This is a genomic window from Synechococcus sp. UW179A, assembly GCF_900473965.1.
Taxonomy (GTDB): Bacteria; Cyanobacteriota; Cyanobacteriia; order PCC-6307; family Cyanobiaceae; genus Synechococcus_C.
On sequence record NZ_UCNJ01000018.1, the window covers coordinates 219,441 to 232,018 of the forward strand.

Below are 12,578 nucleotides of genomic sequence, written 5' to 3' on the forward strand. Positions count from 1 at the left end.
GCCAGTGGCCATTGGACTCGGGCTGGTCCAAAGCCTGTTCCTGTGCATGAACATGGGTTAGCTGACGCTGTAGCGACAGGACAGGGTGGTGCTCTCACCTACGCCCAGCTCCAGCCTTCGATCGCCGCTGATCAGGGCCTGCCGAGGGCCGGTCCAGGGCTCAAGGCAAACCATGGCTCGAGGGGGGTCGGTCCAAACCACCGTGAGATCCATGGGCTCTTGATGCCGGAGCTGCAACCTGGTGCCTGCCTGCTCATCAACCAGCGTCACCGGTCCGGCAGCGTGGGTGAGGAAATCGACCCCCTGAGCCAGGCGATTCAACTGGTTGGCCGTCTGCGCTTCGGCCATCTCCAGATGATTGAAGCAACGGCCAGGCAAACCTTCCACGGCCGTGCGCGAGGGATCACTCACGTTGAAGTAGGGATGGAGGCCGAAGCTGAATGGCATCGGCTCACTCTCAGACTCAGAGGTATTGCTGATGGTGATGATGATGTCGAGCGCGTCACTGAGCGGCCTGATCTCCATCTGGATCCTGAATCCGAAGGGGTAGACCTTCCGGGTTTCGGCACCATCGCTCAACGTGAGCATCACGCCACTCTGATCGCCGAGCAAGGCGATCTGCCAGGGAAGGTCACGGGCAAATCCATGTTGCTTGAGGGTGAAGTCACCACTGGCGAGCGGCAAGCAATCATTGGGCAGATTGCCGCAGATCGGAAACAACACTGGAATGCCTCCGCGGATGCTCTTGGCTGGGTCGGCGAAGCGCTCCTGGTCGAAATAGAGCATCTCGCGCCCGTTACACGACCACTCGGTGACCAGGCCACCTCGCTCGGGCACAACCCGCAGGCGATCACCTCTGCTGGGATTCACAAACTCCCAGTGGGGATAGGGAGCGGACTGTTGGCGAAAGGTCATGGCCACAGGACCGGGACACCCAAGATTGGCCAGAAACTACCGAGAAGGCTGCAGATCCTGCTTGTTTTCACCAGCAAGAGTGGTCAACCACTCCAGCAATGCTGCGTTGACCTGATCGGGGACCTCATCGTGTGGACAGTGACCTGCTTCAAGCACCACCTCCGTGGTGGCCTCAGGCGCATGACGCTGGAAACTGGCGCGACGACCGGCGGCATTGATCCAGGGGTCACGGATCCCCCATAGCAATAGCAAGGGTGATTTCAGACATGCGAACAATTCATCCAGCGGCTGTCCGCGGGGGATATCAAAGACCGTGCGAAACACTCCGAAGGCTCCGGCATCGAGGGAGGGGCGCCGGATCGCCTCGACCAACCAGTCATCGACGTTGGTCTTATCGATGTACACCTGATTGAGGGTGCGTCGAATCGTGGCGGGGCGCCTGAGGTTCTCAAACAGCAAGCGCTGCAACACAGGATTTTTCAGCAGTGCCGAACTGATCGAGCGACGTGCACTCGGCCACCAGCCTTTGGGCTTCGCGGACTGTTCGTCGCTGAAAGGGCCGGCCGCATTCAGCAGCACAACACCGGCCGCCTCATCCCCTAATTCAGCACCAGCGGCAAGAGCGGCGAAACCACCCAGAGAATTGCCCGCGATCACCGTAGGCCTGCCGATGCGCTCGCGCACGTAGGCCACCAGCTGATCCCTCCAGAGAGCACCGCCATAAGCCAAATCAGCTGGCTTGGCACTGCGGCCGAAACCGAGCAGATCGATGGCATGAACCTCATGGGTGCTAGCCAGCACAGGAATGTTGTGGCGCCAGTGATCGGTGGAAGCACCAAAACCATGCACCAGAAGCACAGCGGGACGCTGCAGATCAACCGCATCCGAATCCGATTGAGGCCCGACACAGAGACCATGCACTGCATGACCTTGAAACTGCCACCAGGGTTGCTGTGCGTCGCTCACCACACCTTCCGCTTGTGGCGGCGATGCTAAGCATCCTTTTTCACCACCGCCCTGCCGGGCCGACTTCGCCGCGATGCTCGATCAGACCACAGGCCTGCTTCTGCAGAGCAGCACACTCAGTGGTGGCCTGTTCTGGGCTATCGCCCTCTATCTGCCGCTCAGCGCACCACTCAGCCGTTTTGAAGCAAGCCTTGAAAGCGGGCCCCTAAGCGCACCATGGCGTCAGGCCGCTTTGGTGATCAGCAGTCTGCTGCTAGCACTCGCTGTTGGTGTGCTGATTCAGCTGCTGCTGGGATGGGCTCTCGGGCCTGGCTGGGCTTCAAGCCTGGCGCTGATCACCATCGGCTGGAGCCTGTTTCTATCGCTGGCGCGGAAGGACTGAATTACGCGCCGAAACAACCAATCAGCTCAGAGCAGACCCACCGGATCAGCCGCGACCTCATCATCAACCTTGTCGTCGTCGTCTGGCTTGTCGTCACCGATCACCAGACGCAGAAGGATGGGAGCCAGGAAGGTGGTGCCGATCACCATCAACAGAATTGCCGCCTCCAGGGAGGGAGACAGCAACTTGGCGCTGGTTCCAAGACCAAGGAAGATCAGGCCGACTTCACCGCGGGGCATCATGCCCAGGCCCACCACAAGGCGACGGGTGGGTTGCTTGCTGACAAAGGCCCAGCCCGAGGCGATCTTGCCGATGATCGACACCACCAGCAGAAAGCCGGCAACGATCAGAGCCGTTTTGCTGGAGGGATCGGAGGGATTGATCACAGAAAGATCCATCCCGGCGCCTACCAGCACAAAAAACACCGTGGCAAACAGGGTCACGATCGGCAGGACCGCCTCCTGAATGGCGCGGTTGTGTTTTGAACTGCTGAGGATCAAACCAGCAGCAAATGCGCCCAGGGCAGCTTCCAGGCCGATCGCCGTCGCCGTGAAGCAACTAATGGCCAGGATCACAAAAGAACCCACCAGCACTTCCCCAGGAGCCTTCAGCTTGTCGATCAACCAGTCAAAGGCTGGCGCAGCGCTGCGGCTGAGGCCAATGGCCGCCACCACAAACACAACCGCAGCAGCCACCAGCTTCACGATCGGACCAATCTCGAGAGAGCCGCCGGAGGCCAGAGCCACCACAACGGCGAGAATCACGATCCCGAGGATGTCATCGAGAATGGCAGCCCCGATCACGATCTGACCTTCACGAGTCTTGAGGAATCCCAGCTCACCGAAGACGCTGGCGGTGATGCCGATGCTGGTGGCGGTCATCGAGGCCCCGGCAAAAATCGCAGGAATCGCATCCACATGGAAGATCGCCATCAGGCCCCAGGTGCCCAGAGCGAAGGGCAGCACCACCCCAACGACGGCCACTGTGAAGGCCTGAGCGCCAACAGCAATCAGTTCCTCCAGCTCACTCTCCAGGCCGGTAAGGAACAACAATGCATAAAGACCAAGCTCAGCCACCGACTCGAGCGAAGGAAAACTTTCGCTGTAGATCTCAGGAACCGATTCCGGGGGGACATTGACCAGACCACTCACCAAAGCCACCAACCCCTGACTGAGCTGCACCTGGGTTTCCGGAGGCACCAGCAGATGCAGGCCCGAGGCACCGATCAGCACGCCGGCCAGCAGCTCTCCAAGAATCGTTGGCAACTGCAGACGCACAAGCACTTCCGCGAGAATGCGGGCTGCCACAAAGATCAGCACAAATCGGGCCACCCCGATCAGGGTTTCCGCCATCTCCAGGTCGTGAGCCGAGATCTCAGCCAGCAGCGGCATGAGTAAGGGCGGCATCGCAGCAGCGAGCATCAGAAATGTCGATTCCTCTCGGTGGGACCTTATCCCTAAACGGGTTTCCGCAATGCTCAAGCTGACGCTTCGGCGGAAGCATCACGGCGTGAACTGGTCCTGAGAGTACAGCTGCAAGGCGCCAACGGCCTGCAAACGTCCGCCGCAACGGCTACACGGTCTGACTGGAAACCCTGAATTTCCTGCATTCCTGGTGCGATCCGAGCCAACCTCAAGTCACCTCCCGATAAGCGATGAGCACCTCCGAGCCCCTCGACCTGCGTTTACCGACTCCGGGATGCTCCGTCGACCCTGAACGCTCGGGTCTCGATGCCGATTCCGTGTTTGACGGCATGACCGAGCACCTGTTCTTCACGCTCGGCAAACTCGCTCCCTCAGCCAGCCCCCATGACCTCTACATGGCGCTGAGCTATGCGGTGCGTGACCGGCTGATGACGCGCTTTCTGGCTAGTAAGGAAGCGATTCGCGCCCGGCCCCAGAAAACCGTGGCCTATCTCTCGGCTGAGTTTCTAATCGGCCCGCAGCTGGCCAACAATCTGCTCAACCTGGGGATTGAAAAGGAAGCTGAGGAAGCCCTGAAGCGCTTCGGGATCGAATCGCTGCAGCCGATTCTTGAGGTAGAGGAAGAACCTGGCCTAGGCAATGGCGGGCTCGGCCGTCTGGCGGCCTGCTACATGGAATCGCTGGCCAGCCTTGAAATTCCCGCCACGGGCTACGGCATTCGTTATGAGTTCGGCATCTTCGACCAACTGATCCGCGACGGCTGGCAGGTGGAGGTCACCGATAAATGGCTGAAGGGAGGCTGGCCCTGGGAACTGCCCCAACCCGATGAAGCCTGCTTCGTGGGCTTCGGCGGCCGCACAGAGAGCTATATCGACGACAAGGGCAGCTACCGCTCACGCTGGATCCCCTCGGAACATGCGATCGGTGTCCCTCACGATGTGCCGGTGCTGGGCTACCGCGTGAATACCTGCGATCGTCTGCGTCTGTGGCGCGCGGATGCCACCGAAAGCTTCGACTTCTATGCCTTCAACATTGGCGACTACTACGGCGCCGTGGAAGAGAAGGTGGGCAGCGAAACCCTCTCCAAGGTGCTTTACCCCAACGACGGCACCGATGAAGGACGTCGCCTGCGCTTAAAGCAGCAGCACTTCTTCGTGTCCTGCTCCCTGCAAGACATGCTGCGCAGCCTCGACAGCCGGGGCCTTCCCGTGGAGGACTTCCCCCTGCACTGGACCGTTCAGCTGAACGACACGCACCCTGCCATCGCCGTGGCCGAGCTGATGCGTCTGTTGATCGACGATCGCCACCTGGAGTGGGACAGAGCCTGGGACATCACCAGCCGGTCTGTGGCTTACACCAACCACACCCTGCTGCCGGAGGCCCTGGAGAAGTGGGACCTGAACCTGTTCAGCAGCCTGCTGCCCCGCCACCTCGAGCTGATTTATGAGATCAACCGCCGCTTCCTGCAGCAGGTGCGCCTGCGCTACCCCGGCAACGACGCGATCCAGCGCAAACTGTCGATCATTGATGAAGACGGTGGCAAGGCTGTGCGCATGGCCCACCTGGCCACCATCGGCGCGCACCATGTGAATGGCGTGGCTGCTCTTCATTCCGACCTGGTCAAAAACCAGCTGATGCCGGAATTCGCAGCGCTCTGGCCTGAGAAGTTCACGAACGTGACCAATGGCGTCACGCCCCGTCGCTGGGTGGCCCTTTCCAACCCCGAGCTCTCAGCCTTGCTCGATGAGCACGTTGGGCCCGACTGGATCACCGACATGGATCGGCTGCGCTGCCTTGAGGAACGTCAGCATGACCACGGTTTCCTCGAACAATGGGGTGACACCAAGCTTTCGGTGAAGCGGAAGCTCTCTGGATACATCCACCGCAATACCGGCGTTCTGGTGGATCCCTCCAGCCTGTTTGACGTGCAGGTGAAGCGCATCCACGAATACAAGCGTCAGCACCTGAATGCGCTTCAGATCATCACCCAATACCTGCGCATCAAAAACGGTCAGGCCGACGGATTGGCTCCACGCACGGTGATCTTCGGGGGCAAAGCAGCTCCCGGCTACTACATGGCCAAGCTGATCATCCGCTTCATCAACGGCATCGCCGAAACGATCAACGCCGATCCCGATATGGACGGTCGCCTGCGGGTGGTCTTCCTGCCGGATTACAACGTGAAGCTCGGCGAGCAGGTGTATCCAGCCTCTGATCTCTCCGAGCAGATCTCCACGGCCGGCAAGGAAGCCTCCGGCACCGGCAACATGAAATTCGCCATGAACGGGGCGCTCACCATCGGCACGCTCGATGGGGCCAATGTGGAGATCCGCGACCGTGTGGGTTCGGAAAACTTCTTCCTGTTCGGCAAGACGGTGGAAGAGATCGCTGCACTCAAAAAGAGTGGCTATCGCCCCAGGGAAGTGATCGGAGCGATTCCGGAGCTGGCAGAAGCGATCCGGCTGATCGAGATGGGTCACTTCAGCAATGGCGACGGCGAACTGTTCAGACCGCTGCTCGACAATCTCACCGGAAACGATCCTTTCTTCGTGATGGCCGACTTCGCGGCCTATCTGCGGGCCCAGGATGCAGTCAGCCGCGCCTGGACGGATCGCATGCACTGGAACCGGATGAGTGTGCTGAACGTGGCCCGCACTGGCTTCTTCTCCTCCGACCGGTCCATTCGCGACTACTGCCGCGAAATCTGGAACGTGGAGGCGATGCCTGTGGAGATCACCTGCGACATTCGCTGAGACCTGGCCAACGAAAAGCCCCCGATGCCATCACCGGTGCCCATCAAAATCGGAAACCTCAAATCAGCTTGAGAGTGAAATTGGGTTGAAGAATCAACCTCGATCGGGAAGATCAGGGGTTTGATGCAACAGACGGTTCAGACGCAAACGATCGGCGTTGAGGGGATCGGGCGCAAGCTCACCGGCAAGTTCACGAAATTTCTGCTCGATCTCTTCAGGCACACGCACGTCGAAAATGCGTTCCATCAACGCCTCAATTGAGAAAAGGTGCGCATTGATGTTTTCCATGTCAGCCATGGCCTGCTGGAGCGCATCGGCGGGTTCGTCAGCACTGCCAACTGGTGTGGCATGCACCTGTGCATCGCCCGTACGAGGACCATGCTGCTTCTGCAGATCCTCAAGCACGCGACCAGAGAGTGTTCGAAATGCCTGAAGGGCTGCCCAACTCAGTTCCTGCTGCTGACGAAGCGTGGGATTCTCTCGAATCAGCCTGTCGTGCTCTCGGTAAAAGCGTTGACAGTCAGGACATTGGCAGGGCTCTTCTGGCACGTGGAACCCGAAGCTCGAGAACCATCATGACATCCAATCAGGCAGCAAGCGGTGGTTCGGAAGAAAATCCGCCGTCACTGTCTCCACCGCCATCAAAACGGTTGTCTCCATCTCCCTCGGTGAGACCTGGCAAAGGGATTTCGATCGAGGTCACCACCTGGATCACATCTCTCAATCGCATGGAATCTGCAAACCAGCCCATGGCCTGCTCCGTATCACCACGACGTTCGGCGTCACTGGCCTGGTCATCATGGGCTTCTGCAAGAAGAGCCAGCCAACAAAGACAGCGCGCCTGAACCACCGACAGATCGAGCTCAGTGGGCTGCGAGTCAGCGATGCGCTCGCTTTCCTGTTGAACCAGAAGCTGAAGCCGTAGATCGTGAAGCTGGGTCATGGAGCCGGTTTCACTACTCCTACGCTAGCGAGGGCGTCGAGCCTGGCTACCCCACTAAATGTAGTGTTAACTACCCTCAAGGGTTTGCACCAGCCCAGGGATAGCGCCTTAGCCGCCATCAAAAATCTACTTACGCACTAAAAACGCTCAAAGATCTCGTCAACAAGCCTGAGAGCATCCGTAAACCAAGCAAGGCATGGCTGAATCACGGGGCTGGCGGGACTCGAACCCACGACCTACGGTTTAGGAAACCGTCGCTCTATCCAGCTGAGCTACAGCCCCATCAAAAGTCATTATGGGGTTTGAAAGCAGGAGAGGTGATCGCAACCGAAGACCAGCCTCGTGCTGAGCTGCGGTTGAGGAAAGTCCGGGCTCCCCGATGGCCAGGCTTGCTGGGTAACGCCCAGTGCGGGTGACCGTGAGGAGAGTGCCACAGAAATACACCGCCGATGGCCGGTTCGCCGGCACAGGCAAGGGTGCAAGGGTGCGGTAAGAGCGCACCAGCAGCATCGAGAGGTGCTGGCTAGGTAAACCCCGGCCGGGAGCAAGGCCAAGGAACGACGACTGGCCATCTGTCCCGTTCCGATGTGTGAGCCGCTAGAGGCCGCCGGAGACGACGGTCCCAGATAGATGATTGCCCCCTTCCCTCGGGAAGGAGAACAGAACCCGGCTTACGACCTGCTTTCACCAAACCACCACGCAAAGAGTCGGGTCTTTCAGACCCACGCCAGTGGTGACGTCCCAGGGCTCTGACTGGGCTCAAAAAGATTCAAACTGTCAACCGCCTAAGCAAAACGCAGGCAAGCTGATTCCCACAAAAAAGCGGAATCCCTGCCCGATCTGCGGAGATAGATAGATCAGGTCGATGCCGGACGAAACGCGACGACGCGGTTTTGCTCTGCGCTTAATTAGGGCGATTCAGTCCGGACAATTGATTCGATCTCCGTAGCCGATGGCGGCGGTTGGACCCTCTACAAGCGTGGAGACCTCTGGAATACATTCGCGCCAGAGCGGGCGAAAACCACCCGATGTCGAGCGCCAGCATCGAAACCTGTCGTAACAGCGCCAGCTCCCTCTAGAGCCAGCATCGAAGCCCGGCATCAGGCATTCTGCCCTGCTGGCGCGCCAGTCCTTCCACACCGATGACGCTGCTGATCTGACCCGCACAGGGTTCACACACAAGCAGATCCATCAGATGGGTGCGAAGATCGTGACCAAGGGGCTGAAGTTGCCCGAGCCCCCGCGTTCTACAGGAGCTCTGGTCGGGAAGGTTCGCCAACACGACTGGCTATCTGGTTATCACTCGCGACTAAGAAAGACGCATCACTGCTGTGCAGCTACTACGTCCATGAGACAAGACGTATCGCTGGCTGAAGCTCATACCTGCCCCGCGGCACTCCCCTCAAAAACCATCTAAACAAAAGAGTTATTATATTTTTGATGATTTTTTTATCTTGCAATCTAAGGCTGGATGATCAACCCATGAAGGGCACTTTGCTCATTATCGAAAGTGTTGCACGCATCTATTCTTGTAATTATTTATTATTCAATCACTTGACCAAAATCTGAATTTCCACTGACTGACCTTCGAAAATTCAGTGCTACCGCCTATCCACATTCTATCCACACTGCTCCAAATCTTGGATTTGAACTTGATCCAACACACTCGGCCAGGACGCTAATCTATCTACGACAAACAGCTGGATACAATTCGCTTGAGTCTTTTAGTCCAACATTAAAGGCTAAAGCTCTGATAAAATACAAAAGACCTACCTGCAGTTCTTTAGCGCTGAAGATATGAAATATTTTGGAATTGGGCTTCAGAGAACAGGCACGGCAAGCCTATGCAAGGCGTTTGAACTATTGGGCTTTAAGTCTTGCCACGGCGACTACGGCCGATTTCCTGGCTCCCTATCCATGAAGGATGCTATTTATAATCAATATGATATGTTTGCCGACACTCCTTATTCTATACTCTACGACAAGCTAGATCTATATTTCCCAAATTCTAAATTTATTTACACTTCCCGTAATGTCGATCAGTGGACCAGAAGCGTCGAAAAGCTGTTTGCAATCAACAACCAATTTTTATCGATGCCGAATATAGCAATGCACCACGTGCTGATCTATGGTCAGCCAGTATTCAATGCTGAGATAGCTAAGTCAGTTTTCCTAAAGCATCAATCTGACGTCAGAGAATATTTTAGAGATAAAAAAAATTTTATAGAGATCGACCTTGACAATTCATTCGGATGGGGACCGCTATGCGAATTTACTGGCAGAAATATTCCTGATGCTGGGTTCCCATGGATAAATCAGCTTTGATTAATTATGAAAATATATTAAGATTCAACCCATCTTTAACGCAAATATTCGAATTAGCGTGATTCACCAATCCGACCTAGCCTTGGTTAGCAATCAATCTTTTCTTTTACTTGGAAGACTTTTGTCAACGCTTCAGCTTGCACTATTGATATGAGAAAAACAGTCCTGCTAATGATTGGGTTGCCCGCGTTTCACATGTGCGCAAAAAATTTGAAGAAGATTTCCCAGTTCCTCTTCTCATTGACGACTCCAATGACTCAGAATAGAAAATCGCCAATTTCCTGACAGAAACTCTCTAAATTTCGCGCAACAACGGCTTGAATATAGCTGAAAGCAACGCAACAACTGGCTTGGGCTGATCAGCAATCACTTTTCAAACGCTATAAACTATTTGCCAACTAAGAAACAATCTTCTTACTTAAGTTTTTTATATAGACAGAACCGGGCTTACAGCTAACGTTCATACACTTAAGAACCACAATTCGAGCCATCAGCCTAGATTTAGGAAAAGTATTTTCGAAGAAACTGCTCAGGGCACATGAGCCAAGAACCACGGCCACTGCAGCAGCTCTGGGACGTGTTCAATCAGTCCGCCAAGACCCTTGGGCAGGCCGACCTTGCCTTGTTGCAGGAAGCGCTCACCCACACCTCCAGTGGCCTGAACCCTCATCACGAGCAGCTGGAATTTCTCGGCGATGCGGTGCTGCGTCTCAGCGCCAGTGAATTCATCGCCTCCGCCTATCCACAGATGCAAGTGGGCGAACGCTCCAGCCTGAGGGCCCAGCTGGTGAGCGATCGCTGGCTGGCAGAGCTGGGCGCCAACATCGAGATCGAGCGCTGGTGGCAGATCGGCCCCAAAGCCAGTGGCGACGCCACTGCGGCAGCCACCATCCGCGCAGAACTCAGCGAAGCGTTGATCGGCGCGCTGTACAGGATCAACGGTCTGGTAGGAGTGCAGCAATGGCTGACACCCCACTGGCAGCGCAGCGCTGAGGCGGTTCTCTCCGACCCGCACCGCGGCAACTACAAATCCTCCCTGCAGGAGTGGAGTCAGGGTGAAGGCCTGGGCCTGCCCACCTACAGCAGCGAAGAGATGAGCCAACGCCATGGTGACCCGCGCCGCTTTCGCTGCAGCGTGACCCTGCCGCCGCAGCTGAAAGCGGAAGGATGGGGCCGCTCACGGCGTGACGCCGAACAACAAGCCGCGCGCGCCGCCCTAGATCAGCTCACTGGCAGCTGAGCGGAGCCCTGCAGTTCAGCCCCGCATTGATCGCAGTGGCTGGCCTCGCGGCGATGGTCGCGATGACCACAGCTGCTGCAGGGGCGCCTGTCTTGCCGGGCCTGCTGAATCGATTCCACCGTGACGATGCCTGTGGGGATGGCAATGATGCCGAAACCGAGCAGCATCACCACCGCCGCCAGCAGACGACCGAGCACGGTCTGCGGCACAAAATCGCCATAACCCACCGTGGTCATGGTCACGATGGCCCAGTACACACCCTGCCCAACAGTCTGGAACTGGGTGTTGGGATGACGGCTCTCAATCACCACCATCAGATAACCCAACACCACCTGGGCCATCACGACAAAAAACAGGAATACGCCGATGCGGCGTGCACTGGCGCGCAGGGCACGGCCCAGCATCTGCGCCTCATCCATAAAGCGCAGCAGCTTGAACACACGCAACACGCGGGCGAACTTGAAGACCCACAAAACCAGGCCACTGCGGATCTGGGGCACGAAAAAAAACAGGACGGCTGAAAGATCAATCAGCCCGTAAAAGCTGCGCGCATAGGCCAATGGCTTCGGCGACACCCACAGATGCAGCAGGTAATCCGCCATGAACACCAGCAGGCAGAAGTTTTCAAGCGTGTCCACCCAGGCAGGAATTTCCCCGGGTGTTGCCACGCGCATCGGGTGCGGTTCAACCAGCAGTCCTGCCACGCTGAGCAGGATCGTCCCGAAAATCACCAGGTTGTAGAGCCTGCCTGGACGGGTATCGGAATCGAGAACGACTCGCCGGAGCCGCTGGCGTAGAGCGACCTCCATGGGCGTCAGTCTGCGCTGAGATCTTTAAGCCGCAGGGTGACAAGCTTGTCCCAGTTGCCACCTTCAAACAACACAGCGGCCCGATCGCCACTGATGCGCTGCACGAAACCGGTGTAGCCGTTGTAGATGGAGCGCCGATCCACCACCGTCACCGTGGCACCGGGCAGGATCGGAGCGGCGGAAGCCATGAAATCGCAGGGCAGTCGTGGGGTCATTATCGACAAATGCCTCAACAGCTGTCATCCGTGGACCCAGACTCCGATTTCAAGACAGCATCAGCTGACGAAGAGTGGCTGGCCGTGGGCAAGGTTGTGGGAGCACAAGGTCTGCGCGGTGAGCTGCGCGTGAACCCAGCCAGTGATTTCCCCGAACGTTTCACCAAGCCAGGGTCTCGTTGGCTTCAGCGCAAAGGCGCAGCACCACAGGAAATGATGCTGACCAGTGGGCGGCAACTGCCCGGCCGCAGTCTGTTCATCATGCGTTTCAAGGGAATCGACAACCGCAGCGCAGCAGAAGCTCTGGTGGGTCAGACGCTTCTGGTGAGCTCCAACGACAGACCCGAGCTTGAGGAAGGAGAATTCCACCTACTCGACCTGGTGGGCCTGGAAGCCCGTCTGGATGCGAACGACAACGCTGTGGTCGGCAATGTGAGCGATCTGATCAGCGGAGGCAACGACCTGCTGGAAATCACGCGGCCAGATGGGCGCAAGTTATTGATTCCTTTTGTGGAGCAGATCGTTCCTGAAGTGCATCAACAAGAAGGGTGGTTGCTGATCACTCCTCCGCCGGGACTGCTGGACCTGTGATACCCGCCGGGTTAC

14 protein-coding genes, 1 tRNA gene and 1 other RNA gene are annotated in these 12,578 nt (G+C 57.4%); 6 read left to right on the forward strand and 10 right to left on the reverse strand.

The window, feature by feature from the left end; genetic code table 11:
- Positions 1 to 57: 57 nt before the first annotated feature.
- Positions 58 to 915, reverse strand: coding sequence for a galactose mutarotase (locus DXY31_RS09955; RefSeq protein WP_170953647.1), 858 nt, complete (start codon positions 913 to 915; stop codon positions 58 to 60).
- A gap of 36 nt (positions 916 to 951) precedes the next feature.
- On the reverse strand, positions 952 to 1,884 hold the full coding sequence (locus tag DXY31_RS09960) for an alpha/beta fold hydrolase (RefSeq protein WP_114993605.1): 933 nt from the start codon (positions 1,882 to 1,884) through the stop codon (positions 952 to 954).
- Positions 1,885 to 1,954: 70 nt separating this feature from the next.
- Between DXY31_RS09960 and DXY31_RS09965 the strand changes: the two genes are divergently transcribed.
- Positions 1,955 to 2,263: a hypothetical protein gene (locus DXY31_RS09965; protein WP_114993606.1), complete on the forward strand. Its 309-nt coding sequence runs from the start codon at positions 1,955 to 1,957 to the stop codon at positions 2,261 to 2,263.
- Between the two features lie 26 nt (positions 2,264 to 2,289).
- Here the strand turns inward: DXY31_RS09965 and DXY31_RS09970 are convergent, their stop codons facing one another.
- Positions 2,290 to 3,684 (reverse strand): cation:proton antiporter, encoded by a 1,395-nt coding sequence (locus DXY31_RS09970; protein ID WP_170953648.1) that lies wholly within the window; start codon positions 3,682 to 3,684, stop codon positions 2,290 to 2,292.
- Between the two features lie 233 nt (positions 3,685 to 3,917).
- On the opposite strand from DXY31_RS09970, the gene DXY31_RS09975 reads away from it, so the two are divergent.
- The gene (locus DXY31_RS09975) at positions 3,918 to 6,440 is read left to right on the forward strand and encodes a glycogen/starch/alpha-glucan phosphorylase (protein ID WP_114993608.1); all 2,523 of its coding nucleotides are present in this window, start codon (positions 3,918 to 3,920) and stop codon (positions 6,438 to 6,440) included.
- Positions 6,441 to 6,533: 93 nt separating this feature from the next.
- Here the strand turns inward: DXY31_RS09975 and DXY31_RS09980 are convergent, their stop codons facing one another.
- From DXY31_RS09980 to DXY31_RS09990, 3 genes are all read right to left on the reverse strand, one after another.
- A complete protein-coding gene (locus DXY31_RS09980) occupies positions 6,534 to 6,989 on the reverse strand; it encodes a hypothetical protein (RefSeq protein WP_114993609.1) in 456 nt (151 codons plus the stop codon).
- Positions 6,990 to 7,026: 37 nt separating this feature from the next.
- Entirely contained in the window at positions 7,027 to 7,383 is a 357-nt protein-coding gene (locus tag DXY31_RS09985; RefSeq protein WP_114993610.1) for a hypothetical protein, read from the reverse strand.
- A gap of 208 nt (positions 7,384 to 7,591) precedes the next feature.
- Positions 7,592 to 7,665: transfer RNA gene (locus DXY31_RS09990), tRNA-Arg, on the reverse strand.
- A gap of 22 nt (positions 7,666 to 7,687) precedes the next feature.
- Between DXY31_RS09990 and rnpB the strand changes: the two genes are divergently transcribed.
- Positions 7,688 to 8,073, forward strand: an RNA gene (rnpB, locus tag DXY31_RS09995) — RNase P RNA component class A.
- A 228-nt stretch (positions 8,074 to 8,301) separates the two neighbouring features.
- On the opposite strand, the gene DXY31_RS17405 is transcribed toward rnpB, so the two are convergent.
- Both DXY31_RS17405 and DXY31_RS16460 read right to left on the reverse strand, forming a co-directional pair.
- Positions 8,302 to 8,484, reverse strand: a complete 183-nt coding sequence (locus DXY31_RS17405) for a hypothetical protein (RefSeq protein WP_137024953.1) — start codon at positions 8,482 to 8,484, stop codon at positions 8,302 to 8,304.
- The gene (locus DXY31_RS16460) at positions 8,459 to 8,662 is read right to left on the reverse strand and encodes a hypothetical protein (RefSeq protein ID WP_137024954.1); all 204 of its coding nucleotides are present in this window, start codon (positions 8,660 to 8,662) and stop codon (positions 8,459 to 8,461) included. The genes DXY31_RS17405 and DXY31_RS16460 overlap by 26 nt, the downstream gene beginning before the upstream one ends.
- 518 nt (positions 8,663 to 9,180) lie before the next feature.
- Between DXY31_RS16460 and DXY31_RS10000 the strand changes: the two genes are divergently transcribed.
- On the forward strand, positions 9,181 to 9,708 hold the full coding sequence (locus tag DXY31_RS10000; protein WP_114993611.1) for a sulfotransferase family protein: 528 nt from the start codon (positions 9,181 to 9,183) through the stop codon (positions 9,706 to 9,708).
- 538 nt (positions 9,709 to 10,246) lie between these two features.
- A complete protein-coding gene (gene rnc, locus DXY31_RS10005) occupies positions 10,247 to 10,948 on the forward strand; it encodes a ribonuclease III (protein WP_114993612.1) in 702 nt (233 codons plus the stop codon).
- On the opposite strand, the gene DXY31_RS10010 is transcribed toward rnc, so the two are convergent.
- On the reverse strand, positions 10,930 to 11,757 hold the full coding sequence (locus DXY31_RS10010; protein WP_114993613.1) for an ion transporter: 828 nt from the start codon (positions 11,755 to 11,757) through the stop codon (positions 10,930 to 10,932). The genes rnc and DXY31_RS10010 overlap by 19 nt on opposite strands.
- 5 nt (positions 11,758 to 11,762) lie before the next feature.
- Complete coding sequence (locus tag DXY31_RS10015) at positions 11,763 to 11,945, reverse strand: NAD(P)H dehydrogenase subunit NdhS (protein ID WP_114993674.1); 183 nt, start codon at positions 11,943 to 11,945, stop codon at positions 11,763 to 11,765.
- 36 nt (positions 11,946 to 11,981) lie between these two features.
- On the opposite strand from DXY31_RS10015, the gene rimM reads away from it, so the two are divergent.
- Positions 11,982 to 12,563, forward strand: coding sequence for a ribosome maturation factor RimM (rimM, locus tag DXY31_RS10020; protein WP_114993614.1), 582 nt, complete (start codon positions 11,982 to 11,984; stop codon positions 12,561 to 12,563).
- Positions 12,564 to 12,578: the final 15 nt, after the last annotated feature.